Genomic DNA, 23469 nt, shown 5'->3' with positions numbered 1-23469 from the left:
ATGCACCTTCGACACCTTGCCAGCGCCCTGCTCCTCGGCGGCAGCAGCCTGCTGGCCCAGGCCGACCCTTTGGGCGGCGAGCTGCGCATCTACAACTGGATCGAGTACCTGCCCAAGGATGTCCTGCAGGACTTCCAGCAGCAGACCGGAATCCAGGTCACCTACGACGTCTTCGATAGCCCGCAGACCCTGGAAGCGCGCCTGCTCACCGGCACGGCCGGCTACGACCTGGCCTTCCCGAGCAGCAGCCAGGTGCCCAACCTGATCGGCGCCGGCGCAGTGATCCCGCTGGACCGGGCGAAACTGCCGCACTGGAACCAGCTCGACCCGCTGTTCATGGAAGAACGCGACCGCCTCGATCCCGGCAACCGCTATACGGTGCCCTATCTGTGGGGCAGTACCCTGATCGGCTACAACCAGGCCAAGGTCGAGGCGGTGCTGGGCCAGGGCGTGGACATGCGCAACTACGACCTGCTGTTCAAGCCAGAAAACATCGAGAAGCTCAGCCAGTGCGGCGTGGCGATGCTCGACAGCCCGACCGAAGTGGTGCCGATCGCCCTGCACTACCTGGGCCTCAACCCCGACAGCACACGCCAGGTCGACTACGACAGGGCCGAGGCCCTGCTCAAGTCGATCCGCCCTTACGTGCGCTACTTCAACTCGGCCAAGTACCCGCAGGACCTGGCCAACGGCGATATCTGCGTGGCCCTGGGCTGGTCCGGCGGCATGCTCGCGGCGCGCAACATGGCCCTGGCCGCCGGCAATGGCCAGGACATCCGCCTGGCCCTGCCACGCCAGGGCACCTTGATGTGGTCGGACGACATGGTCATTCCCAAGGGCGCGAAAAACCTCGACCAGGCCCACGCCTTCATCGACTTCCTCCTGCAGCCAGAGGTGATCGCCCGGGTCAGCAACCAGATTGGCTACCCCAACCCGACCCCGGCGAGCAAGGCACTGATCGACCCGCAACTGCTGAACGATCACAACCTGTTCGTCCCTGACGAAGAACGCCGCCTGTTGTTCCAGACCGAGCCGCCACAACGCCAGGTCCTGCGCATGCTCACCCGTATGTGGAACCGCATCCGCTCCAACGTCTGAGCGCCTCTTCACCCTGAATGCCCCGAGGTTCGCCCCGTGCCGAGCCTGCGGCCCCGGCTTGCCCGGAAAACCCATAACAACCAGCAGTACGCAACGCCCTTCTCTGCCAAAGCAATCACAACAATGGAGCAGATGCAATGAAGCAGTTTGCACTTCGTGGCCTGGCCAGCGCCTTGCTCGGCCTGTCCGCCACCGCCCAGGCCCTCGACCTGACCCCGGAAACCTTGCTCGATATCAATATCGGCCTGGCCAGCGACTACCGCGTCGGCGGTTTTTCCCTGAACCAGGATGACGGCCCCGTGCTGCTCACCTCGGCAACCCTGGTACACAAGCTCAGCGGCCTGTATGCCGGGGTGTTCACCGCCAACGTCGACATGGGCACCCAGAGCAATCGGGAATGGGACTACTACGTCGGCATCGCCCGGCCGATCACCGAGAACACCCGGTTCTCACTCTCCTACGTACGTTACGAATACCCCGGTGACAGCTGGATCAACTTCGGCGAGTTCATCGGCACCTTCGGTTATCGCAACGCCACGGTTGGCTTCAAGTACGCCAACGACCTGCGCAACCCGCCGGCCCGGGCGGCGGCGGCGGCCCAGGTGGATCAGCTGATCCAGTGGGGCGTGCTGCCGGCGGATGCGGCCATCAGCAAGCGCGACAGCCACCGGCTGATCAGCTGGGCCGAGTACGACTTCTACCTGCCCTGGCAGACCAAGCTCAACCTGCGCTACGGCCATACCTCGACCCCTGATGAGCAGGCCTGGCTGTCCGCCAGCGGGCACTACCGCAGCGACTACAACGACTGGCAGGTGACGTTGAGCAAGCGGGCATTCGGGCTGGAGTGGAAGGCGGCGTACATCGACACCGACCTGTCCGAGGCGGAGTGCCGCAACAACTTCGGCAAGGGCGGGGACTGCTCGGCGACGGTGGTGTTTTCCGCCAACCGGCGGTTCTGACACCCCGCGCCCCCAGCCCTGCACAGGCCCCTGTGGGAGCTGGCTTGCCAGCGATAGGGCCCGACCAGACAACCACTTTGTTCCTGCTGACCTCATCGCTGCAAGCCAGCTCCCACAGGTCCGCGCAGTGCCATTCAAACGGGATAACCCATGTACTTCAAACACGCGCTATACCTCACCCTGGCCCTCACCCTCGGCGCCTGCGCCACCCCGCCGCCGCCCGAGGGCATGCCCCCTTCCGACCGCAGCTTCCAGCCCTTCTGGGCCAAGCGCGTCACCGGCTACATCAGCGCCGACGACGGCACCGAGCTGCGCTACTCGGTGCTCCTGCCCAAGGGCGAAGGCAGGTTCCCGGTGCTGATCCGCTACAGCGGCTATGACTCCGGCAGCATCGGCGGTTCCGCCTACCTGGAGGACAACGAAACCTTCTCCGTGGCCATGGACAAGGACCTGGTCGAACGCGGTTACGCGGTAATGGGCGTGCAGGCCCGGGGCACCGGTTGCTCCCAGGGCACCTTCGATTTCCTCGGTCGCGAATACGGCACCGACGGGCGCAACGCCGTGGAATTCGCCGCCACACAGCAATGGTCCAATGGCAGCGTCGGCATGTTCGGCTGGTCCTGGGCCGGCATGTCGCAACTGATGACCGCCTCCGAACGCCCGCAAGGCCTCAAGGCCATCGCCCCGGGCATGATCCTCGGCGACGCCTACACCGACAGCTGGTCCCAGGGCGGTGTGCCGAACCAGGAGTTCACCACTACCTGGCACTGGTTCGTCGACCAGCGCTGGGAGGCGGTCAAGGCCAGCGCGAAGAGCGAGGGCGACCAGCGCTGCCTGGCCCAGGTCGCGGAAAACCAGGGTAAGGTCGGCAAGACCTCCCTGATGTACCAGATGCTCCGTCATCCGCAGCACGATGAATGGATGAAGCAGCGCGCGCCAAGGGATCGCGCTGACCAGGTGCAGGTCCCGGTGCTGTCGATGCAGGCCTGGCAGGACGAGGCGGTGCTGGCCCGGGAAGGCTTCTACCAGGAACGTCTCGATCCGCAGCGCCTGTGGATGGTGCAAAGCAGCGGCGGCCACAACCTCTACGAGTCGGAGCGCTTCCGCCAGAAGCTCTATGCCTTCCTCGACCACTTCGTCAAAGGCATCGGCAACGGCTTCGAACGCACGCCGCATCTGGAAATCTGGCAGGAAACCGTGGCCGACCAGCGCGAAGGCCGCCATCAGCCCAACGAAACCGCACGGCCGGGCTGGACCATCGAACGCCACCAGTACCCGCTGCCGGTCAAGCCGGTGAGCTTTGCCTTGAGTGAAGACGGCGAGCTGATCGAAAACGGCCAGGGCACGGGCAAGCCGGACGCCTACCTTTATCCGATCCCCGGACCGGATGTGAACACCTACCTGAAGGACCATGCCTGGGGCTGGCAGCATCCGCTATGGCGCCAGGGCAGCGTGGCCTATACCAGTGCGGCCTTCGAACGGGACTTCCTCAGTTATGGCAGCGCCAGCGCGGATATCTGGCTGTCGACCTTCCTTGCGCCGGACACCGATGTGCAGGTGACCATCACCGAGGTGCGGCCGGACGACAAGGAGGTGTTCGTGCAGCGCGGGTGGTTGCGCATGTCCAACCGGGCACTGGATCAGGGCAAGTCCACGGAACTGCGGCCGGTACAGCTCAACGAGCCGGATGCGCTGCAGCCGATGCAGCCCAATGTGCCGGCACTGGGCCGAGTGGAGATCCCGCCGTTTTCCCATCCGTTCCGCAAGGGTTCGAAGCTGCGGATCTGGATCGATGCGCCGTCGCGGACCGGGGGGTATGGGTTTGCCTATTACGCGCTGCAAAGCCGCAATTCGGTGTTCCACGATGCACAGCATCCGTCGCGGCTGGTGTTGGGGGAGTTGACCGGAGTGACGGTTCCGGAGGATCTGCCGGAGTGCAACTCGGTGCTGAAGCAGCCTTGCCGGCATGATCCGTTGTCTTCGTGGCCGCCGTTTTGACCACTGATCTGTAGTGCCTCTACTGGCCTCATCGCTGGCAAGCCAGCTCCCACAGGTTCAGCGGTGCACGCGATCCCTGTGGGAGCTGGCTTGCCAGCGATGAGGCCGGTAAAAGCACAGAAAGACTATGGCTTAGCGCCGAAACTCCACCGTCCGCTTCTCCCGCTCATCCACCACCAGCGAAAACACATCCGGCCGCGCGTAGTGCCCGACCACATCGAAGTCATACCGCGCCCGCACCAGTTCCTCCAGATCGATCTGCGCCGTCAGCAAACCCTCCTCGCCACGCAGAGGCCCCGCCAGCACCTCGCCCAGCGGCCCGACGATCACGCTGTTGCCCTGGATCAGCGGCCGCTCGCCGTCCCAGTGCGGCACCTCGATCCCCAGCGCCTTCGGCGACGGCTGCACCTGACAGGCACTGACCAGGAACAGGCGCCCCTCATGCGCGATATGGCGCATCGACGCCTGCCACACATCGCGCTCGTCCACCGTCGGCGCACACCAGACCTGCACGCCCTTGGCGTACATCGCCGTGCGCAGCAGCGGCATATGGTTTTCCCAGCAGATCGCCGCGCCGAGCTTGCCCACGGGTGTGTCCAGCACAGGCAAGGTCGAGCCGTCGCCCTGGCCCCAGATCAGGCGCTCGGTGCCGGTGGGCATCAGCTTACGGTGCTTGCCGACCAGGCCCTCTTCTGGCGAGAAGAACAGCGCGGTGCAGAACAGCGTATTGCCCGAGCGCTCGATCACCCCGATCACCAGATGAGCACCGGTGCGCTGGGCCAGGCCGGCCAGTTCATCGGTCTCGGCACCAGGCACATCGATGGCGTTCTCGTAGTAACGCTGGAAGGCCTCGCGGCCCTCGGGCAGGCGGTAGCCGAGGTAGGTGCCGAAGGTCTCGCCTTTCGGGTAGCCGCCCAGCAGGGCCTCGGGCATGACCACCAGGCCGGCGCCGGAGGCCTTGATGCGTTCTTCGTAGGCGAGTACCGCCTCGAGGGTGGCGGCCTTGCCCTCGGGGCGTGAACCGATCTGCAGCGCGGCAACGATGGAAGTTGGCATGGGTCTGTCTCGCTTGTCGTGGGTGGATTGAGGCATAGTCGCCAGCGCCGCGTTATCAATCAATTCAGTGCAGGCACCATCTGATATGAGCCAAATCGATATCTGGTCGCTCGACCTCAACCTGCTGAAAGTCTTCGAGGCCCTGTACGAGGAAGGCGGCGCCGGGCGTGCGGCGATCCGCCTGGGGATTACCCAGTCGGCGGTGAGTGCCGCCCTCGCCCGTTTGCGCCTGGTCTACGGCGACCACCTGTTCGAGCGCACCGGGCGCGGGTTGCGGCCGACGGCGAAGAGCGAGGAACTGCGCCCGATCATTGCCGCCGGGCTGGAGAAGTGCCGGCAGAGCCTGTTGCTGGTCAACGGCGCGGGTGCCGCGTTTCATGGACGGACCGTGGCCCTCGGGCTATCGGACGATCATGAACTGGCCATCGGCCGGGCGTTGATCGACCTGGCCAGGGAGCGTGCGCCCGGCTTGCGCCTGCTGTTCAAGCAGACCCACAGCATGCTCGCGGCGGATGCGTTGATGAGCCGGCAGATCGATCTGGCGCTGACAGCCGGGGCCATTGCTTCCCGGACGCTGGGGCGGCAGGTGCTGGCGAGCGGTGGCTACAGTTGCCTCAGCGCCGTGCCGGGTGAACTGGGGCTTGAGGATTTTCTCCGGCGCGGGCATGTGCTGGTGTCGTCCGGGGGTTATGTCGGGGTGGTGGACGAAGCGCTGGCAGCGCTGGGACAGAGCCGGCGGGTCGAGGCGTCGACCACGCATTTCGCGGCATTGCCGGCGTTGTTGCAGGGGAGCGAGAGCATTGCCACGCTGCCGACCCATGCGGCGCTGGCGTTGGCGCGGTTGTCCGGGTTGGTTTGCCTGCCGTGTCCGATCGGGTTGCCGCGGTATTCCGTGGAATTGGGCTGGCGGGGGGACAGTGCGCGGGATCCGGTGATCCAGGTGGTAATGGAGATGGTGCGTGAGGTGGTCAAGCAGATGGAATGATGCGGATTTTCTTTGCTCTCACGGGCCTCATCGCCGGCAACGCCGGCTCCCACAGGGTGCGGCGGTGCACGCGGACCTTGTGGGAGCCGGCGTTGCCGGCGATGAGGCCAGTAAGGACACTCTATTGCTCGACCCGTGCCATGGCCGCCTGCTCATACCGCGGATACAGATGGCTAACACTGCGAATCAACTCATACTTGCCCAGCTTCACCATCGCGAACCGCTCGGGAATCGGCGTGGCGATCACCTCGTTCATCTCCAGCCCGTTCGCCGCGCTGTCACGCAGCAGGTCATCCAGCCAGCCCAGGTAATCCACCATCTGCTCGAACGGCCCACGATCCTGGCTGGCCGGCCCGTGCCCCGGCACCAGCACCTTCCACGGCAGGCCCTGCAACTGCTGCAGATCATCCACCCACTGCGCCAGCCCCGGACTGTGCGGGGTGGTCAGCGCGCGCTGGTAGAACAGCAGGTCGCCGGCAAACAGCACCCCGGTCTTTTCATCCAGCACCGCCAGGTCGGCGCCGCTGTGCCCGGTGAAGGCCAGCAAGCGCAGCGGGTGTGAACCAAAGGTCTTCACCCCCGGCTCCAGCGTCTGCTCCGGCAAGCGCACCGGGGTCCCGCGCATCCAGTCGCCGACCATGCGGTACATGTTCTCCGCCAGGGCATCGCCCTCCTTCGCCAACTGCGCCTTCGTCCCCGGCAAGGCGCCGATGGGCACATCGGCAAAGGCCTGGCTGCCCAAGGCATGATCAGGATGGTGATGGGTGATCAGCACCTGCACCACCGGTTTGTCGGTGACCTTGCCGATCGCCTCGCGCAGGGCCTGGCCATAGCGCAGCGAAGGACCGCTGTCGATCACCACCACACCGGCCTCGCTGACGATAAACCCGGTATTGACGATATTGCCGCCATTGTCCCGGGAGAAATTCTCGGTGCTGCCCTCCAGCACCCAGGTGTCGGCGGCGATCTGGCGGGGTTCGAGACGGTAGTCCAGGTCGGCCAGGCTCGGCAGACTGACAAGGCTCAACAGGCACAGCAAGGCTCGCATCCGGGACCTCATTCGATGGCGGCGTCGAAGGCATTGCCGTTGTTGTCACGCAGGCTCAGGCGTACCGGGCCCGGGCGGCGCAGATCGAACGACAGGCTGGGGTTTTCGCTCACGGCCGGCCACAGTTCAAGGGTCGCCAGGGACTGGCCAGCGGCGTCGAACAGTTCGGCGTGCTCGATGAAAAATTCCGGAATCCCGGCCATCAGGCCGTTATCCATGGGGTGCGAAACCGACAGGCGCAAGCGGCTGAAGTCCTCGCGGGGGTAGCGCCCGCCCAGCACCTGGCCGAGCCGCTCCTCCCAGCCCGGCTGGCTGCGCACCACGCTGGGCGCGGTACAGCCACCGCCGGCGGCGTCGATCAGGGTCGAACCGACATGCCAGACACCGTCCTCGGTCTGCACGGCGGCCCGCAGCGGCGTGGCCTGTTCGATGCGGATACGGATCGCCAGCCATGGCAGCACCTGCGGCCCCGGGGCGAAGTCGACGATCCGCGGCAGCGGGTTCAACTCGGCCCAGACCAGCATGCGCTTCACCGTACCCGGCAGCTCGCGGGCATCCACCTGCAGCGGCACCTGCCGGGCGTCCTCGGCGAACGGCGGCGCGACGACCTTGACCCGCTGGTCGAAGCGGTAAGGTTCATCGCCAATCCATTGCTTGCGGTAGAACTCCCACATCACCGAGGGCACCGGGTCGGGGCCCGGATCCAGGGCGTAGGCCGGGGCGCCCATGCATAACGCCAGCAACAGCAACGGCACCCGGGTCATGGCATCACTCCGTGACGTGGACGCTGTCCAGGTAGGTGCGCACGGCCCAGAGCGCTTCCTGGCTCAGGTAGTCGGCCATCTTCGGCATGTACACGCGCCCGTCGCGCACCGAGCCGTGGCGGACCCGCTCGACGAACCACTCGTCCCCGGCAGCGCCTTCATCGAGCATGCGCAGGTCCGGGGCGATACCGCCGGACTTGGCTTCCAGGCCGTGGCAGGCCGCGCAGTTCTGGTTGTAGGCCGAAGCGCCGATGGTCACCGCCTCGTCATGCTGCGGGCTGTTGCGGTAGGGGTTTTCGGTGCGCCATTCCTCACCGAGCTTTTCCAGGTTGCCGGTATTGACCGCGGTCGGCGTGACGTTGCCATGGGCCAGGACCGCCCCTGCACTCACCAGGCCAGCCAGGAAAATGGCACTCAGGCAGGCGTTCTTCACTCTTGTCATTGTTTTGCCCTCGACTACTTCAGGTTGCACGATTTGCACGCGAAAACCTCTCTGGAGAAAGGTTCTGCCGGCCATCTTAGGAAGCACCCGGAGCAGTCCCCATGCTGCTTTGGTGGTCGCGGTCTACTCCGTTGGTAGTAGGGCTTGTGGGGCAATGCCAAGTCATGCCCGGCCTGGGAAGTTTTCCCGGCAAGGGCGGGAGTTTTTCCGTATCCGGGGTGAAGCTGGCGTTCCAGTCTATGCAGGCCAAAACCTCCATTGGGAAACACCAACATGACAATAAGATCGTTACCCGCCGCTCTCTCTCCTATCTCCCTGGCTGTGCAGGCCGTGCTGCTGGTCGGCACCCTGGCCATGGCGCCTGCCCATGCCAAGCCGGTGACCTGGGAAGACATCGCCGACGACCACAAGACCACCAACAACGTGCTGCAATACGGCATGGGCACCAATGCCCAGCGCTGGAGCACGCTGAACGCGGTCAACGACAAGAACGTCTTCAAGCTGACCCCGGCCTGGTCGTTCTCCTTCGGCGACGAGAAGCAGCGGGGACAGGAGTCGCAAGCGATCGTCAGCGACGGCGTGGTCTACGTGACCGGTTCCTACTCGCGGGTGTTCGCCCTCGACGCCAAGACCGGCAAGCGCCTGTGGACCTACAACCACCGCCTGCCGGACAACATTCGCCCGTGCTGCGACGTGGTCAACCGCGGTGCGGCGATCTTCGGCGACAAGATCTACTTCGGCACCCTCGACGCCCGCGTAATCGCCCTGAACAAGGACACCGGCAAGGTGGTGTGGAACAAGAAGTTCGGCGATCACTCCGCCGGCTACACCATGACCGGCGCGCCGACCCTGATCAAGGACGGCAAGACCGGCAAGGTCCTGCTGATCCACGGCAGCTCCGGCGACGAATTCGGCGTGGTCGGCCAGCTCTATGCCCGCGACCCGGACACCGGTGAGGAAGTGTGGATGCGTCCGTTCGTGGAAGGCCATATGGGCCGCCTGAACGGCAAGGACAGCACCCCGACCGGCGACGTGAAAGCGCCGTCCTGGCCGGATGATCCGACCACCGAGACCGGCAAGGTCGAGGCCTGGAGCCACGGCGGCGGGGCCCCCTGGCAGAGCGCGAGCTTCGATGCCGAAACCAACACCATCATCGTCGGCGCCGGCAACCCGGGCCCGTGGAACACCTGGGCACGCACCTCGAAGGACGGCAACCCGCACGACTACGACAGCCTCTACACCTCCGGCCAGGTCGGCGTCGACCCGAGCACCGGCGAGGTCAAGTGGTTCTACCAGCACACTCCGAACGATGCCTGGGACTTCTCCGGCAACAACGAACTGGTGCTGTTCGACTACAAGGACAAGGACGGCAAGCAGTACAAGGCCACCGCCCACGCCGACCGCAACGGCTTCTTCTACGTGGTCGACCGCACCAACGGCAAGCTGAAGAACGCCTTCCCGTTCGCCGACAACATCACCTGGGCCAGCCATATCGACCTGAAGACCGGGCGTCCGGTGGAAAACGAAGGCCAGCGTCCGCCCAAGCCTGCCCCGGGTGAAACCAAGGGCAAGTCGGTGGAAGTCTCGCCGCCGTTCCTCGGTGGCAAGAACTGGAACCCGATGGCCTACAGCCAGGACACCGGCCTGTTCTACGTGCCGTCCAACCAATGGAAAGAGGAATACTGGGCCGAGGAGGTCAACTACAAGAAGGGCTCGGCGTACCTGGGCATGGGCTTCCGCATCAAGCGCATGTACGAGGACCACGTCGGTTCGCTGCGGGCCATGGACCCGACCACCGGCAAGATGGTCTGGGAACACAAGGAGCGCCTGCCACTCTGGGCTGGGGTGCTGGCGACCAAGGGCAACCTGGTGTTCACCGGTACTGGTGATGGTTTCTTCAAGGCCTTCAACGCCAAGACCGGCGAAGAACTGTGGAAATTCCAGACCGGCAGCGGCATCGTCTCCCCGCCCATCACCTGGGAACAGGATGGCGAGCAGTACATCGGCGTGACCGTCGGCTACGGCGGCGCGGTACCGCTGTGGGGCGGCGACATGGCCGAGCTGACCAAGCCGGTGGCACAGGGCGGTTCGTTCTGGGTGTTCAAGATCCCGAGCTGGGATACCAAGACTGCGCAGCGTTGATCTGAAACAGGTCAAAGGGGGGTGATAGCCCCTTTGACCTGGCTTGCACAATCCCTGTGGGAGCTGGCTTGCCAGCGATAGGGCCAGACCTCACAACATCACTGTTCCTGCCGGCCTCATCGCTGGCAAGCCAGCTCCCACAGGGTATTGCGCTGACCTCTAATGACGGAGCTATCCATGAAATACCTCCCGCTACTCCTGACCCTCGCCATTACCCCTGCCTTCGCCGTGATCGCCGACGATGGCGACGACCAGCCACTGATCGTCAACGGTTGCGTGATCCAGCCGGAAAGCCAGTGCCCGAATGCCAACCTCGCCGGCGCCGACCTGAACAACCAGGACATGACCAAGATGAACCTGGCCGGTGCCAACCTCAAGGGTGCCGACCTGCGGCATGCCATCCTCGACCTGGCCAACCTGGAAAAGGCCCAGCTGCAAGGTGCCAACCTCAACCGTGCCAGCCTGCAACAGACCAACCTGCGCATCGCTGACCTCACCGGTGCCAGCCTGATTGCTACCCAGGCCTGGGGCATGTTCGCCCAGGGCGCCAAATTCAATGACGCCAACCTGAGCGGCGCCTACCTGGAATTCGCCCGCCTGTCCGGGGCCAAGCTGCACAACAGCAACCTGCAGGCCGCCGACCTGGAAATGACCTGGCTGAGCCGCGCCGACCTGCTCGGGGCGAACCTGTCGGATGCCAACCTGCAGGAAGCCAAGTTCGGTGAAAGCAATCTGGAAAAGGCCGATCTGCGGGGAACCCGCAAGCATTATGCGAATTTCCAGGATGCCAACATGGAGGGGTGTGAGGGCTGTCCCAAGACCTGGGACTGACACCAACTCCTGTAGGAGCGTGGCTTGCCCGCGAAGGACCGCACAGCGGTCCCAAAATCGTGTTGTCGCTGCAAATTTGGGACCGCTGCGCGGTCCTTCGCGGGCAAGCCACGCTCCTACGGGCAAGCTGCGTTCAGGCAGCTATTCGCAGCAACCCCGTCTCGATCGCCAGATGCACCAGCTCCGCATGGGAACTGACCTGCAACTTGCTCTTCAACACCGTCAGGTAGTTCGACACGGTCTTCCCGCTCAAACACAGATGCTCGGCAATCATGCGCATCGGCGTGCCCTTGGCCAGCATCAGGAAGATCTCGGTCTCACGCTGGGTCAGCCCGCCCAAGCGGGCATCCTTGTCCTCGGCCCGGTGTGGCTGGGTGGCCAGTTGCGTGGCCAGCGCCTGCTCGATATAGGCATGCCCCGCCAGCACCCGGCGCACCGCTTCCAGCAGGGTCGCCGCCGCCACCGACTTGGAGAGGAAGCCACAGGCCCCCGCATCCAGCGCCTGGCGCACCAGCCCCAATTCGGTGTGTTCGCTGAAGAACAGCACACGCAACTGCGGCAGGCGCTGGCGCAAGCGCCGGGTGGTCTCCAGCCCGCTGATACCAGGCAGGTCGAAATCCATCAGGACCAAGCCCGGCACCTGCTCCTGCACACGCAACAGGGCTTCTTCACCGGAGGCGGCTTCGCGCACCGGCAGTTCTTCGGCAAGCACGGCGCTCAGGCCCAGGCGCAGCATGGGATGGTCGTCGACCAGCAGGATGTCCATCGGCGTTTTCTCTTTTGTTATCGCCACAGCCCCATGCTAGAGCGCTGCCCAAGCTCTCTGCCTACTACTTTGGTAGCGCTTTTGCTGTCGATGGTCGCATTCACAAAGCCCCGGCACTGACCTGTAATACCGGCATAACAAAAACGAGACTGACGACCATGCTGCCCCGTGTCCTGTCCGCCCTCTCCTGCCTGGCCCTGTCCGGCCTGCTTGCCGGCAATGCCCTGGCCGAAGCGCCGCCGTTTTCCGCCGATGGCTACCGCAACGGCCTGTACCGCAGCCCGACGCCAGCCACTGCCGAATCCGCGAAAACCGTCGATACCGCCCAGGTCCAGGCCTTGCTCCAGCAGCAACCGCCGGCCCTGCTCATCGACGTGTACAAGCGTCAGTTCCTCAATGGCCAATTCATCGCCAGTGAGCCCCACGCCAACCTGCCCGGCAGCCACTGGCTGGCCAATACCGGTGACGGCGAACTGGATGCGCAATGGAACCGGTACTTCAGCCGTCACCTGGAACGCCTGAGCGATGGCAACCGCCAGCGTGCCATCGTCTTCTACTGCCGTTCCGATTGCTGGCTGAGCTGGAACGCGGTCAAGCGCGCCACGGCGCTGGGCTACACGCAGCTGTACTGGTACCGTGATGGTCTCGATGCCTGGGAAAATGCCGGCCTGCCCGTGGTCGCCGCCACCCCCGAAGCCTTTCCCTGAACCAGCTGTTCCTTGCGGTCAAAACCAAAACAATAAGGTGCAAACGCCATGTACAAGATTCTGATCGCCGACGACCATCCGCTGTTTCGTGAAGCCATCCATAACGTCATCAGCGACGGCTTCCCCGGAAGCGAAGTGATGGAAACCGCCGACCTGGACAGCGCCCTGGCGCTGACCGGCGAGCACGACGATCTCGACCTGATCCTGCTCGACCTGAACATGCCCGGCATGCACGGCCTCGGCGGGCTGATCAACCTGCGCAACGAGGCACCGACCATTCCGGTGGTGATCGTCTCCGCCGAGCAGGACAAGCAGATTGTCCTCCAGGCCATCACCTACGGCGCGGTGGGCTTTATCACCAAGTCCTCGCCGCGCTCGCAGATGACCGAGGCCATCGAGCAGATCCTCAATGGCAACGTGTACCTGCCGCCGGACATCATCCGCACCCAGAAGAGCGGCAGCCGCCGCAGCCAGAGCGAGGCCCAGGGCTTTGCGCCCGAGCTGTTGCAGGCCCTGACCCGCAAGCAACTGCTGGTGCTGGAACGCATGACCAAGGGCGAATCCAACAAGCAGATCGCCTACAACCTGGATATCGCCGAGACCACGGTAAAGGCCCACGTGTCGGCGATCCTGCGCAAGCTCAACGTGCATAACCGGGTGCAGGCGATCCTCAGTGCGGGGGATATCGACTTCACGGCCTATCTGCGTCGTTAGGAATAATTAATCGTTACGATGGAAATTAATCGTTGAAACACGCAGTTACGCTGAAGTAAGCTCGAACGCATTCAACTGGAGCAGCACATGAACCACACCACTCACCTCCACGCACAGCAAGCCGGTCGCCCAGCGCGTTCCGTTGCGTCCGTGGCTGCCTGTGGTTCCGTTGCTCCAGCCGCATTTTATTTTGGGTATTGGTTTAGCCACAGGCGCCGCTGATACCCACACCGGCGCCCACTCAACAGGGCCGCCGAACACGAGAACTCTCGAACCCCCGGACGGCCCAGCCCTCCGGGGGTTTTGTTTTTTGCGCCGTCACCACCAGACACCATTGAGGAATCGACACATGAACTACGCCACCTACTACCGCTACCAAAGCTCTGCCTGGCGATTTAGCCACTGCCGTTCGGGCCAGCCAGCCGCCTCCGACCGGTCCGTTGCGGGTGGCATCAACACACATTCAAGTATCTGTCGAACACAACGATAGGGCCGAAGGCGCGGGACAGAACCCGCCTTCCGCCCAGGGAATTCCGAACATGCAAGCGACTACCCAGGCACTGCCACTGAACACCCCTGCCGCAGCCAACACTTGCGTGAGCCTGCGTCTGCCCAGCCCCGTGCAACTCAAGCAGCAGTTGCCGCTCTCTGCGGCCCTCGCGGCCCAGGTCCAGCAGCACCGTGACGCGGTGAAACAGATTCTCGACGGTCACGACCCGCGCCTGCTCGTGGTGGTCGGCCCCTGCTCCCTGCACGACCCGCGCTCCGCCCTCGAATACGCCGACCGCCTGGCCGCACTGGCCCGCGAACTGGATGACCAGTTGCTCCTGGTGATGCGCGCCTACGTGGAAAAGCCCCGCACCACCGTCGGCTGGAAAGGCCTGGCCTACGACCCGCAGCTGGACGGCAGCGACGATATGCACGGTGGCTTGCGCCTGTCCCGGGAACTGATGCTGGGCATGCTCGAACGCGGCCTGCCGGTGGCCACCGAGCTGCTGCAACCCATGGCCGCCGGCTACTTCGATGATGTGCTGAGCTGGGCGGCGATCGGTGCGCGCACCACCGAATCGCAGATCCACCGCGAGATGGTCAGCGGCCTCGGTCTGCCGGTGGGCTTCAAGAACGGTACTGATGGCGGTGTCGGTATCGCCTGTGACGCGATCCGCAGTGCAGCCCATCCGCACCGGCATTTCGGCCTGGACGCCCAGGGCCACCCGGCCATTGTCGAGACCCTTGGCAACCCGGATACCCACCTGGTCCTGCGGGGCGGGCACAAGGGCCCGAACCATGACGCGGACAGTGTCGCCATGGCCCGCCAAGGGCTGGCCAAGGCCGGCATCGCCGCGCGGATCATGGTCGATTGCAGCCATGCCAACAGCGGCAAGGACCCGCTCAAGCAACCGGCGGTGCTGCGCGATGTGATCGATCAGCGGGTCGCGGGTGATCGCTCGCTGGTGGGGGTGATGATCGAGAGCCATCTGTTCGACGGCTGCCAGGTGCTGGGCAAGGGGCCGTTGAAGTACGGGGTGTCGATTACCGATGGTTGCCTGGGCTGGGACGGGACCGAGGCGATGTTGCGTGGGGCGGCTGGTCGGCTGCGCAAGGAGCGGGATTTTTCGTGATCTCTCGGGCCCTATCGCCGGCAACGCCGGCTCCCACAGGATTCGGCGGTGCACGCGGATACTTGTGGGAGCCGGCGTTGCCGGCGATAGGGCCCTCAAGAACACGGCAAACTTCCTACAAGGTTTCAGGAGAAATCACCCACCAATTCCGGTAGGCTCTGGCTTTTCTCAACAGGAGTACGTCCCCATGGCCCGAGCCACTGCCCGCCACATCCTCGTCAGCAGCGAAGACAAGTGCAACGAACTGAAAGCACAGATCGAAGCCGGCGCGGACTTCGCCGAAGTTGCCAAAGCCAACTCCACCTGCCCGTCCAGCCGCCAGGGCGGTGACCTGGGTTCCTTCGGCCCAGGCCAGATGGTCAAGGAATTCGACACCGTGGTGTTCAGCGCCCCGATCAACGTGGTACAGGGTCCGGTCAAGACCCAGTTCGGCTACCACCTGCTGGAAGTCACCAGCCGCCAGGACTGATCGGTCTTGATGCGCAAGGCCATCCTGGTCTTTGGGGGCTGCCTGGCAGCCCTTCTTGGGTTCAGCGCCCAGGCCGCCCCCACCCATGCCCTCACCGTCTACGGCGAGGCGCCACGCTACCCGCAGCACTTCCAGCACTTCCAGTACACCAACCCTGACGCCCCCAAGGGCGGCAGCCTGCGTCGTTCGGCCATCGAGATCGGCCAGTTCGACCATATCCTTCCCTATATCGACAAGGGCATCGGCGTCAGCGAAATCGATGGCTGGCTGTACGCGCCCCTGGCCGTGCGCTCGCTGGACGAGCCCTACACCGTCTACGGCCTGGTCGCCCGGCGCATGGAACGGGCCGACGATGGCCTGTGGCTGCGCTTCTACCTTGACCCCAAGGCACGCTTCGCCGACGGCAAGCCGATCCGCGCCGAAGACGTGCGCTTCACCTACGACCTGCTGCTGCGCGACGGCAGCCTGAAGTACCGCACCCAGTTCGCCGATGTCGCCGACGTGGTGGTCGAATCGCCGACCCAGGTGCGCTTCGACTTCAAGACCAACCAGAACCGCACCCTGCCCCTGGACCTCGCCTCACTGCCGGTGCTCCCGGAACACTGGTGGCGCGGCCGCGATTTCGCCAATGGCGGCGGCTTCGAGGCACCGCTGGGCAGCGGGCCGTACAAGGTCGGGCGGATCGACAACGGTCGCAGCATCACCTTCGAACGCGACCGCGACTGGTGGGGCAAGGACCTGCCGGTCAACCGCGGACGCTACAACTTCGACCAGATGCGCATCGAGTACTTCGGCGACACCGACGTGGCACGCCAGGTGTTGCGCGGCGGCGGCTACGACTACAACCGCGAGTTCTCCGCCACCGGCTACACCATCGGCTACGCCGGGCCCGCCCTTGACGACGGCCGCCTGCAACGCGCCCATCTGGCGAAAGAAGCCCCGCAGAACGCCCAGGGCTACGTGTTCAACCTGCAACGTCCGATGTTCCAGGACCGTCGCGTGCGCCAGGCCATCGCCCTGCTCTGGGACTTCGAATGGAGCAACCGGCGGATGATGCGCGATATGTATATCCGCCAGCAGAGCTACTTCGCCAATAGCCCGTTGGCGGCCCGGGAATTGCCGGATGCCGAAGAGCTGAAGATCCTCGAACCGTTGCGCGGGCAGATCCCCGACGAGGTCTTCACCCAGGTCTTCGAAGCACCGCGTACCGACGGCTCGGGGATCATCCGCGACAAGCAGCTGCACGCCCTGGCCCTGCTGGCCGAAGCCGGCTGGCACCCGGACGGCGATCGCCTGGTCAACGCCCAGGGCGAACCGCTGAGCTTCACCTTCCTCAACGGCCAGAACGGCATGGAGCGCCTGCTGCTGCCGTGGAAGCGCACCCTGGCGCAGATCGGCATCGACATGCAGATCCGCCGGGTCGACTCGGCGCAGTACGTCAACCGCCTGATGGCACGGGACTACGACATGATCGTCACCGGCTACCCGGTCACCACCTCGCCGGGGCTGGAGCTGTACAGCTATTTCGGCTCGGCGGCGGCCAAGGACCCGGGCTCGAACAACTTCATGGCCCTGCAAAGCACGGTGGTGGACCAACTGATCGACGGCCTGGTGCGTGCCGACACCCAGGCCGGCATGCAGCGCCATGCCCATGCGCTGGACCGGGTGCTGCAATGGAATTACTACTGGATTCCCAACTACTACCCGCCAGGCACCTCCAGCGTGTGGTGGAACCGCTTCGGCCTGCCGAAGATCCCGGCGGCCAATGACCCGGCGCTGGACACCTGGTGGGAAATCAGCCCCACCGCGCTGACCAACGACCAGATGGCCGAACGTACCAAGGGCAAGCCATGACCGCCTATATCCTGCGGCGCCTGCTGCTGATCATCCCGACCTTGCTGGTGATCCTGCTGGTCAACTTCGTGATCGTCCAGGCCGCACCGGGTGGACCGGTCGAACAAGCCGTTGCACGCTTGCAAGGTATTGGCGGCGGCGCGCCGGGCGCGTCCTCGATGCAGCTCGATTCCCGAGCCAGCCGCGGCCTCGACCCGGCCCTGCTGGAAACCATCAAGAAACAATACGGCTTCGACAAGTCCGCGCCCGAGCGCCTGTGGCTGATGCTCGGCAACTACGCCCGGCTGGACTTCGGCGAAAGCTTCTTCCGCGGCGCCAAGGTCACCGACCTGATCCTCGACAAACTGCCGGTGACCCTGTCCCTGGGCTTCTGGGCCACCTTCATCACCTACCTGGTGTCGATCCCCCTGGGCATCCGCAAGGCGGTACGCCATGGCAGCGCGTTCGATGCCTGGAGCAGCAGCCTGATCGTGATCGGCTACGCCCTGCCCTCGTTCCTCTTCGCCCTGCTGCTGATCGTGCTGTTCGCCGGCGGCACCTCGCTGAACTGGTTCCCGGTGCGCGGGCTGGTCTCGGAGAACTTCGCCGAGCTGAGCTTCATCGGCAAGGTCGCCGACTATTTCTGGCATCTGGTGCTGCCGGTGGGCGCCCTGGTGATCGGCGGTTTCGCCACCCTGACGTTGCTGACCAAGAACGCCTTCCTCAACGAGATCACCCGCCAGTACGTGGTCACTGCCAAGGCCAAGGGCCTGACCGAGCGCCGGGTGCTCTACGGCCATGTGTTCCGCAACGCCATCCTGCTGGTGGTGGCCGGCCTGCCCCAGGCGCTGATCACGGTGTTCTTCGCCGGCTCGCTGATGATCGAGGTGATCTTCTCCCTCGATGGCCTCGGGCGCATGAGCTATGACGCGGCGGTAAGCCGGGATTATCCGGTGGTGTTCGGCACCCTGTTCATCTTCACCCTGTTCGGCCTGCTGATCCGCCTGGCGGGCGATATCGCCTACACCCTGGTGGACCCCCGCATCGACTTTTCCACGAGGGCGCACTGATGTTCTGCCTGTCGCCCATCAGCCAGCGGCGCTGGCAGCGCTTTCGCAAGAACCGCCGTGGCTGGTTCTCGCTCTGGGCCTTCGCCGCCCTGCTCACCCTGAGCCTCGGCGCCGAGCTGATCGCCAATGACAAGCCGCTGGTCCTGAAGTACGACGGCAGCCTGTATTTCCCGGCGTTCAAGCGCTACACCGAGCAGCAGTTCGGCGGCCAGTTGCCGTTCCAGGCGGACTACCGCAGTCAATACGTGCGCGAGCTGATCGAGGGCAAGGGTGGCTGGATGCTGTTCCCGCCGATTCCGTTCAGCGCCGATACGCCCAACTATGACCTCCAGGTGCCGGCACCGAGCCCGCCGACCGCAAGCAACTGGCTGGGCACCGATGACCAGGCCCGGGATGTGCTGGCCCGGGTGATCTATGGCACCCGGGTCTCGATCCTGTTCGCCCTGGCCCTGACCGTCATCAGCACGATCATCGGCGTCACGGCCGGGGCCCTGCAGGGCTACCACGGCGGCTGGGTCGACCTGATCGGGCAGCGCCTGCTGGAAGTCTGGTCGGGGCTGCCGGTGCTGTACCTGCTGATTATCCTCAGCGGCTTCGTCGAGCCGAACTTCTGGTGGCTGCTGGGGATCATGGCGCTGTTTTCCTGGCTGGCCCTGGTGGACGTGGTACGCGCCGAATTCCTCCGCGGGCGCAACCTGGAGTATGTCCAGGCCGCCCGGGCCATGGGCCTGCCGGACCGCCTAGTGATCGTCCGGCATATCCTGCCCAACGCGATGAACGCCACCCTGACCTACCTGCCGTTCATCCTCACCGGGGCCATCTCCACGCTTACCGCCCTGGACTTCCTCGGCTTCGGCATGCCCGCCGGCAGCGCCTCGCTCGGCGAGCTGGTCAACCAGGGCAAGCAGAACCTGCAGGCGCCCTGGCTGGGCTTTACCGCCTTCTTCGCCCTGGCGCTGATCCTCACCCTGCTGGTGTTCATCGGCGACGCCTTGCGTGAAGCCTTCGACCCCCGGGCCTGACTTTCCCTGACGGAATACCCCATGCAAGACGACAGCCTCAAGGACTACCAGCGGGTGCGCCGCCTGGCGATCAAATCGCTGTTCGAGATCATCGAGCAATCCAGCGAGGGCACGGTGATCGTCGATCGCGAGGCGCGGATCGTCTGGATGAACGAGCGCTATGCCCGGCGCTTCGGCCTGGCCGATGCCAGCGCCGCCATCGGCCAGCCCTGCGAGCAGGTGATCCCCGGCAGCCTGATGCGCGAGGTGGTCAGCCAGGGGCGGCCGATCCTCCTGGACATGCTCGACACGCCCAAGGAACCGCTGGTGGTGATGCGCCTGCCGATCCAGGACGCCGGTGGCGAGGTGATCGGCGCCATCGGCTTCGCCCTGTTCGACGAGTTGCGCAGCCTGTCGCCGCTGCTCAAGCGCTATTCCAGCATGCAGCAGGAACTGGCCTCGACCCGCTCGCTGCTCAAGGCGCGCCAGGCCAAGTACAGCTTCAACCAGTTCATCGGCACCAGCCCGGCCAGCCTGGAAGTGAAGCGCCGGGCGCGGCGTGGGGCGAGCAGTGATTCGCCGGTCCTGTTGCTGGGCGAGACCGGCACCGGCAAGGAGTTGCTGGCCCATGCCATCCATGCCGCTTCGCCACGGGCGCACAAGGCCTTCGTCAGCATCAACAGCGCGGCGATTCCGGAAACCTTGCTGGAGGCCGAGTTCTTCGGGACTGCGCCCGGGGCCTTCACCGGTGCCGAACGCAAGGGCCGCGCTGGCAAGCTGCAACTGGCCGAGGGCGGCACGCTGTTTCTCGACGAGATCGGCGATATGCCCCTGCCCTTGCAAAGCAAGCTGCTGCGGGTGTTGCAGGAGAAGGAATACGAGCCGGTAGGTTCGAACCAGATGCTGCAGAGCGATGTGCGGGTGATTGCCGCGACCTCCCGGGATTTGCAGGCGGCCATGGCCCGCGGGGAGTTTCGTGCCGACCTGTATTACCGGCTGAATGTGCTGCCCATCGAGGTGCCGGCGTTGCGTGAACGGATCGAGGATCTGCCGGCGCTGACCGAGGCGATCCTCGAAGACCTGGGCAGTCGGCATGAGCTGGAGGATGAGGCCCTGGCCCTGCTGGGGCGGCATGCCTGGCCGGGGAATATCCGTGAGTTGAGGAATGTGCTGGAGCGGGCGACCCTGCTGGCGGACCGGGCGCGCTTGGGGCTTGAGGATATTCGCGAGGCGCTGGGGACCTTGATGCCCCGGGCGGTTGAGGAGACCGCGCCGGTCATGGGGTATCGGGAGGCGTGCGAGGCGTTCGAGCGGCAGCTGTTGCGGGAGGCGCTGGAGCGCTGTGGCGGGAATGTGCCGGAAGCGGCGCGGCAGTTGGGGTTGGGGCGGTCGACTCTGTACAAGAAGTTGGTGGCTTTGGGGATTCAGTCTCAATAAAGAGACTTTCATCTTCCAATAGAGATTGTGCTCTTGAGGGCCTCATCGCTGGCAAGCCAGCTCCCACAGGTTCAACGGCGCACGCGATACCTGTGGGAGCTGGCTTGCCAGCGATGAGGCCCTTGAGCTCAACAGAAGTCTCAGATCAGAGACAAAATCGACCAAACAATTCAAATAAACAGAATTTATCCTTGTAAATCAGCCACTTGAGCATTTGGCACAATCCCTGCTATCTCCTTGCCACCAACAAAAACAAGATTCACCAAGGAGACACTCGATGAGTGTGATCATCGCCCTGGCAGCCCTGGCGCTGCTGATGCTCGCCGCCTACCGTGGTTACAGCGTCATTCTGTTTGCCCCCATCGCCGCCCTCGGCGCGGTACTGCTCACCGACCCGTCCGCCGTGGCGCCCGCCTTCACCGGGGTGTTCATGGAAAAAATGGTCGGCTTCATCAAGCTCTACTTCCCGGTGTTCCTGCTCGGTGCGGTGTTCGGCAAGCTGATCGAGCTGTCGGGCTTCTCGCGCTCCATCGTCGCCGCCGCCATCCGCCTGCTCGGCACCCGCCAGGCCATGCTGGTGATCGTGCTGGTCTGCGCCCTGCTGACCTACGGCGGCGTGTCGCTGTTCGTCGTGGTGTTCGCGGTCTACCCATTCGCCGCCGAAATGTTCCGCCAGAGCAACATCCCTAAGCGCCTGATTCCGGCAACCATCGCCCTCGGCGCATTTTCCTTCACCATGGACGCCCTGCCCGGCACCCCGCAGATCCAGAACATCATCCCCAGCACCTTCTTCAACACCACCGCCTGGGCCGCGCCCTGGCTGGGGCTGATCGGCACCCTGTTCGTCTTCTGCACCGGCATGCTCTACCTGCAACGCCAGCGCAACAAGGCCCTGCGCGCCGGCGAAGGCTATGGCACCGAGCTGCGCAACGAGCCGGAAACCGCCGATGACCTGAAACTGCCCAACCCGTGGCTGGCCCTGTCGCCGCTGCTGCTGGTAGGCATCATGAACCTGCTGTTCACCCACTGGATTCCCGAGTGGTACGGCAAGAGCCACAGCCTGCAACTGCCGGGCATGGCCGCGCCGGTGCAGACCGATATCGCCAAGCTCACCGCCATCTGGGCCGTGGAAGCGGCGCTATTGCTGGGCATCCTGCTGGTGCTGGTCAGTGGCTACAGGGCGATCAAGACGCGCCTGGCCGATGGCACCAAGGCCGCCGTCGGCGGCGCCTTGCTGGCGGCAATGAACACCGCTTCGGAATACGGTTTCGGCGCGGTGATCGCCTCGTTGCCGGGCTTCCTGGTGCTGGCCGATGCCCTGCGCGCAATCCCCAATCCACTGGTCAACGAAGCGATCACCGTCACCCTGCTGGCGGGCATCACCGGCTCGGCGTCCGGCGGCATGAGCATCGCCCTGGCGGCCATGTCCGAAACCTTCATCAGCGCGGCCAACGCCGCCAACATCCCGCTGGAAGTGCTGCACCGCGTCGCCGCCATGGCCAGCGGCGGCATGGACACCCTGCCGCACAACGGCGCGGTCATCACCTTGCTGGCCGTCACCGGCCTGACCCACCGTGAGGCCTACAAGGATATTTTCGGTATTACCCTGATCAAGACCCTGGCGGTGTTCGTCGTGATCGCCACCTTCTACGCCACCGGCATCGTTTGAGGATCGGACCTGTATGAAGCTTTCCGGAAAAACCGCACTGATCACCGGCTCCACCAGCGGCATCGGCCTGGGCATCGCCCGGGTCCTGGCCGAGGCCGGTGCCGATATCCTGCTCAACGGCTTCGGCGACCCGGCGGCAGCGCTGGCGGAAGTCGGCCAGTTCGGCGGCAAGGTCGCCCACCATCCTGCCGACCTGGGCGATGTAGCCCAGCTCGACGCCTTGTTCGCCTACGCACAGCGGGAATTCGGCGGGGTCGATATCCTCGTCAACAACGCCGGGATCCAGCATGTGGCGCCGGTGGACGAATTCCCGGTGGAACGCTGGGATTCGATCATCGCCCTGAACCTGTCGGCGGTGTTCCATTGCACGCGCCTTGCCCTGCCGGGAATGAAGCGCAGCGGCTGGGGGCGGATCGTCAATATCGCCTCCGTGCATGGCCAGGTGGGGTCGGTGGGCAAGGCGGCTTACGTGGCGGCCAAGCATGGCGTGATCGGGTTGACCAAAGTGGTCGCGCTGGAGACCGCGACCACGGCGATCACCTGCAACGCCATCTGCCCCGGCTGGGTCCTGACGCCGCTGGTGCAGAAGCAGATCGATGCGCGCATCGCCGAGGGTATAGAGCCGCAGCAGGCGCAGCATGATCTGCTGGCGGAGAAACAGCCTTCGCTGGCGTTCGTTACGCCGGGGCATCTGGGGGAGTTGGTGGCGTTCCTGTGCGGCGAGGCCGGGAGCCAGGTGCGGGGGGCGGCGTGGAATGTGGATGGGGGGTGGCTGGCGCAGTAGATGTGTTGGGTTGCTCATGGCCTCATCGCTGGCAAGCCAGCTCCCACAGGGATCGCGTGGAAAGGGCCATCGGC

Annotated in this window: 21 protein-coding genes; 16 read left to right on the top strand and 5 right to left on the bottom strand. The window is 64.8% G+C overall.

The genetic code is table 11. The annotated features are described in order from the left end of the window. The 3 genes from AC2CQI_RS05180 (at position 1) to AC2CQI_RS05170 (ending at position 4055) form a co-directional block, all read left to right on the top strand. Positions 1 to 1098, top strand: coding sequence for a polyamine ABC transporter substrate-binding protein (locus tag AC2CQI_RS05180; protein WP_484579402.1), 1098 nt, complete (start codon positions 1 to 3; stop codon positions 1096 to 1098). Positions 1099 to 1235: 137 nt separating this feature from the next. Next, positions 1236 to 2057, top strand: coding sequence for a TorF family putative porin (locus AC2CQI_RS05175; protein WP_484579401.1), 822 nt, complete (start codon positions 1236 to 1238; stop codon positions 2055 to 2057). Positions 2058 to 2207: 150 nt separating this feature from the next. Beyond that, positions 2208 to 4055 (top strand): CocE/NonD family hydrolase, encoded by a 1848-nt coding sequence (locus tag AC2CQI_RS05170; RefSeq protein WP_075803612.1) that lies wholly within the window; start codon positions 2208 to 2210, stop codon positions 4053 to 4055. A 132-nt stretch (positions 4056 to 4187) separates the two neighbouring features. On the opposite strand, the gene AC2CQI_RS05165 is transcribed toward AC2CQI_RS05170, so the two are convergent. Beyond that, positions 4188 to 5111, bottom strand: coding sequence for a carbon-nitrogen hydrolase family protein (locus AC2CQI_RS05165; protein WP_484579400.1), 924 nt, complete (start codon positions 5109 to 5111; stop codon positions 4188 to 4190). Positions 5112 to 5196: 85 nt separating this feature from the next. Here AC2CQI_RS05165 and AC2CQI_RS05160 point away from each other — a divergent pair, with 85 nt between their 5' ends. Beyond that, positions 5197 to 6096, top strand: coding sequence for a LysR family transcriptional regulator (locus AC2CQI_RS05160; protein ID WP_484579399.1), 900 nt, complete (start codon positions 5197 to 5199; stop codon positions 6094 to 6096). Between the two features lie 121 nt (positions 6097 to 6217). Here the strand turns inward: AC2CQI_RS05160 and AC2CQI_RS05155 are convergent, their stop codons facing one another. The 3 genes from AC2CQI_RS05155 to pedF are packed head-to-tail and all read right to left on the bottom strand — an operon-like array spanning position 6218 to position 8350. Then, positions 6218 to 7144 carry a quinoprotein relay system zinc metallohydrolase 1 gene (locus AC2CQI_RS05155; RefSeq protein WP_484579398.1) on the bottom strand — a complete coding sequence of 309 codons (927 nt, stop codon included), beginning with the start codon at positions 7142 to 7144 and terminating at the stop codon, positions 6218 to 6220. 8 nt (positions 7145 to 7152) lie between these two features. Beyond that, positions 7153 to 7908: a quinoprotein dehydrogenase-associated SoxYZ-like carrier gene (locus AC2CQI_RS05150; protein ID WP_484579397.1), complete on the bottom strand. Its 756-nt coding sequence runs from the start codon at positions 7906 to 7908 to the stop codon at positions 7153 to 7155. 4 nt (positions 7909 to 7912) lie between these two features. Next, entirely contained in the window at positions 7913 to 8350 is a 438-nt protein-coding gene (gene pedF, locus AC2CQI_RS05145) for a cytochrome c-550 PedF (protein WP_075803617.1), read from the bottom strand. A 354-nt stretch (positions 8351 to 8704) separates the two neighbouring features. On the opposite strand from pedF, the gene exaA reads away from it, so the two are divergent. Then, positions 8705 to 10492: a quinoprotein ethanol dehydrogenase gene (gene exaA / locus AC2CQI_RS05140; RefSeq protein WP_484580584.1), complete on the top strand. Its 1788-nt coding sequence runs from the start codon at positions 8705 to 8707 to the stop codon at positions 10490 to 10492. A 177-nt stretch (positions 10493 to 10669) separates the two neighbouring features. Beyond that, entirely contained in the window at positions 10670 to 11323 is a 654-nt protein-coding gene (locus tag AC2CQI_RS05135) for a pentapeptide repeat-containing protein (RefSeq protein WP_075803619.1), read from the top strand. A gap of 133 nt (positions 11324 to 11456) precedes the next feature. On the opposite strand, the gene AC2CQI_RS05130 is transcribed toward AC2CQI_RS05135, so the two are convergent. Next, positions 11457 to 12089, bottom strand: a complete 633-nt coding sequence (locus AC2CQI_RS05130) for a response regulator (RefSeq protein ID WP_075803620.1) — start codon at positions 12087 to 12089, stop codon at positions 11457 to 11459. Between the two features lie 158 nt (positions 12090 to 12247). Here AC2CQI_RS05130 and AC2CQI_RS05125 point away from each other — a divergent pair, with 158 nt between their 5' ends. The 10 genes from AC2CQI_RS05125 to hbdH all read left to right on the top strand — a co-directional run bounded on the left by AC2CQI_RS05125 (position 12248) and on the right by hbdH (position 23395). Next, a complete protein-coding gene (locus tag AC2CQI_RS05125; protein ID WP_484579396.1) occupies positions 12248 to 12796 on the top strand; it encodes a PQQ-dependent catabolism-associated CXXCW motif protein in 549 nt (182 codons plus the stop codon). Between the two features lie 48 nt (positions 12797 to 12844). Next, the gene (locus tag AC2CQI_RS05120) at positions 12845 to 13510 is read left to right on the top strand and encodes a response regulator (RefSeq protein ID WP_075803622.1); all 666 of its coding nucleotides are present in this window, start codon (positions 12845 to 12847) and stop codon (positions 13508 to 13510) included. Between the two features lie 539 nt (positions 13511 to 14049). Further along, positions 14050 to 15132, top strand: coding sequence for a 3-deoxy-7-phosphoheptulonate synthase (locus AC2CQI_RS05115; protein WP_484579395.1), 1083 nt, complete (start codon positions 14050 to 14052; stop codon positions 15130 to 15132). Positions 15133 to 15319: 187 nt separating this feature from the next. Further along, on the top strand, positions 15320 to 15601 hold the full coding sequence (locus tag AC2CQI_RS05110) for a peptidylprolyl isomerase (RefSeq protein ID WP_064304619.1): 282 nt from the start codon (positions 15320 to 15322) through the stop codon (positions 15599 to 15601). A 9-nt stretch (positions 15602 to 15610) separates the two neighbouring features. Next, positions 15611 to 17455, top strand: coding sequence for an extracellular solute-binding protein (locus AC2CQI_RS05105; protein WP_484579394.1), 1845 nt, complete (start codon positions 15611 to 15613; stop codon positions 17453 to 17455). After that, the gene (locus AC2CQI_RS05100; RefSeq protein ID WP_484579393.1) at positions 17452 to 18504 is read left to right on the top strand and encodes a microcin C ABC transporter permease YejB; all 1053 of its coding nucleotides are present in this window, start codon (positions 17452 to 17454) and stop codon (positions 18502 to 18504) included. Before AC2CQI_RS05105 ends, AC2CQI_RS05100 begins: the two co-directional genes overlap by 4 nt. Beyond that, a complete protein-coding gene (locus tag AC2CQI_RS05095; RefSeq protein ID WP_484579392.1) occupies positions 18504 to 19526 on the top strand; it encodes an ABC transporter permease in 1023 nt (340 codons plus the stop codon). The genes AC2CQI_RS05100 and AC2CQI_RS05095 overlap by 1 nt, the downstream gene beginning before the upstream one ends. A 21-nt stretch (positions 19527 to 19547) precedes the next feature. Beyond that, positions 19548 to 20942: a sigma-54 interaction domain-containing protein gene (locus tag AC2CQI_RS05090; protein WP_484579391.1), complete on the top strand. Its 1395-nt coding sequence runs from the start codon at positions 19548 to 19550 to the stop codon at positions 20940 to 20942. Between the two features lie 277 nt (positions 20943 to 21219). Next, positions 21220 to 22611, top strand: coding sequence for a GntP family permease (locus tag AC2CQI_RS05085; RefSeq protein WP_484579390.1), 1392 nt, complete (start codon positions 21220 to 21222; stop codon positions 22609 to 22611). 13 nt (positions 22612 to 22624) lie between these two features. After that, a complete protein-coding gene (gene hbdH / locus AC2CQI_RS05080; RefSeq protein ID WP_484579389.1) occupies positions 22625 to 23395 on the top strand; it encodes a 3-hydroxybutyrate dehydrogenase in 771 nt (256 codons plus the stop codon). Positions 23396 to 23469: the final 74 nt, after the last annotated feature.

Source organism: Pseudomonas sp. P2S-1, assembly GCF_057197725.1.
This window is presented reverse-complemented; position numbering and strand designations above follow the sequence as displayed.

Bases quoted from the DNA above. Each gene is read 5' to 3' on its own strand.
- AC2CQI_RS05180 (WP_484579402.1), top strand. From the start codon at position 1: ATGCACCTTCGACACCTTGCCAGCGCCCTGCTCCTCGGCGGCAGCAGC.
- AC2CQI_RS05175 (WP_484579401.1), top strand. From the start codon at position 1,236: ATGAAGCAGTTTGCACTTCGTGGCCTGGCCAGCGCCTTGCTCGGCCTG.
- AC2CQI_RS05170 (WP_075803612.1), top strand. From the start codon at position 2,208: ATGTACTTCAAACACGCGCTATACCTCACCCTGGCCCTCACCCTCGGC.
- AC2CQI_RS05165 (WP_484579400.1), bottom strand. From the start codon at position 5,111: ATGCCAACTTCCATCGTTGCCGCGCTGCAGATCGGTTCACGCCCCGAG.
- AC2CQI_RS05160 (WP_484579399.1), top strand. From the start codon at position 5,197: ATGAGCCAAATCGATATCTGGTCGCTCGACCTCAACCTGCTGAAAGTC.
- AC2CQI_RS05155 (WP_484579398.1), bottom strand. From the start codon at position 7,144: ATGCGAGCCTTGCTGTGCCTGTTGAGCCTTGTCAGTCTGCCGAGCCTG.
- AC2CQI_RS05150 (WP_484579397.1), bottom strand. From the start codon at position 7,908: ATGACCCGGGTGCCGTTGCTGTTGCTGGCGTTATGCATGGGCGCCCCG.
- pedF (WP_075803617.1), bottom strand. From the start codon at position 8,350: ATGACAAGAGTGAAGAACGCCTGCCTGAGTGCCATTTTCCTGGCTGGC.
- exaA (WP_484580584.1), top strand. From the start codon at position 8,705: ATGGCGCCTGCCCATGCCAAGCCGGTGACCTGGGAAGACATCGCCGAC.
- AC2CQI_RS05135 (WP_075803619.1), top strand. From the start codon at position 10,670: ATGAAATACCTCCCGCTACTCCTGACCCTCGCCATTACCCCTGCCTTC.
- AC2CQI_RS05130 (WP_075803620.1), bottom strand. From the start codon at position 12,089: ATGGACATCCTGCTGGTCGACGACCATCCCATGCTGCGCCTGGGCCTG.
- AC2CQI_RS05125 (WP_484579396.1), top strand. From the start codon at position 12,248: ATGCTGCCCCGTGTCCTGTCCGCCCTCTCCTGCCTGGCCCTGTCCGGC.
- AC2CQI_RS05120 (WP_075803622.1), top strand. From the start codon at position 12,845: ATGTACAAGATTCTGATCGCCGACGACCATCCGCTGTTTCGTGAAGCC.
- AC2CQI_RS05115 (WP_484579395.1), top strand. From the start codon at position 14,050: ATGCAAGCGACTACCCAGGCACTGCCACTGAACACCCCTGCCGCAGCC.
- AC2CQI_RS05110 (WP_064304619.1), top strand. From the start codon at position 15,320: ATGGCCCGAGCCACTGCCCGCCACATCCTCGTCAGCAGCGAAGACAAG.
- AC2CQI_RS05105 (WP_484579394.1), top strand. From the start codon at position 15,611: ATGCGCAAGGCCATCCTGGTCTTTGGGGGCTGCCTGGCAGCCCTTCTT.
- AC2CQI_RS05100 (WP_484579393.1), top strand. From the start codon at position 17,452: ATGACCGCCTATATCCTGCGGCGCCTGCTGCTGATCATCCCGACCTTG.
- AC2CQI_RS05095 (WP_484579392.1), top strand. From the start codon at position 18,504: ATGTTCTGCCTGTCGCCCATCAGCCAGCGGCGCTGGCAGCGCTTTCGC.
- AC2CQI_RS05090 (WP_484579391.1), top strand. From the start codon at position 19,548: ATGCAAGACGACAGCCTCAAGGACTACCAGCGGGTGCGCCGCCTGGCG.
- AC2CQI_RS05085 (WP_484579390.1), top strand. From the start codon at position 21,220: ATGAGTGTGATCATCGCCCTGGCAGCCCTGGCGCTGCTGATGCTCGCC.
- hbdH (WP_484579389.1), top strand. From the start codon at position 22,625: ATGAAGCTTTCCGGAAAAACCGCACTGATCACCGGCTCCACCAGCGGC.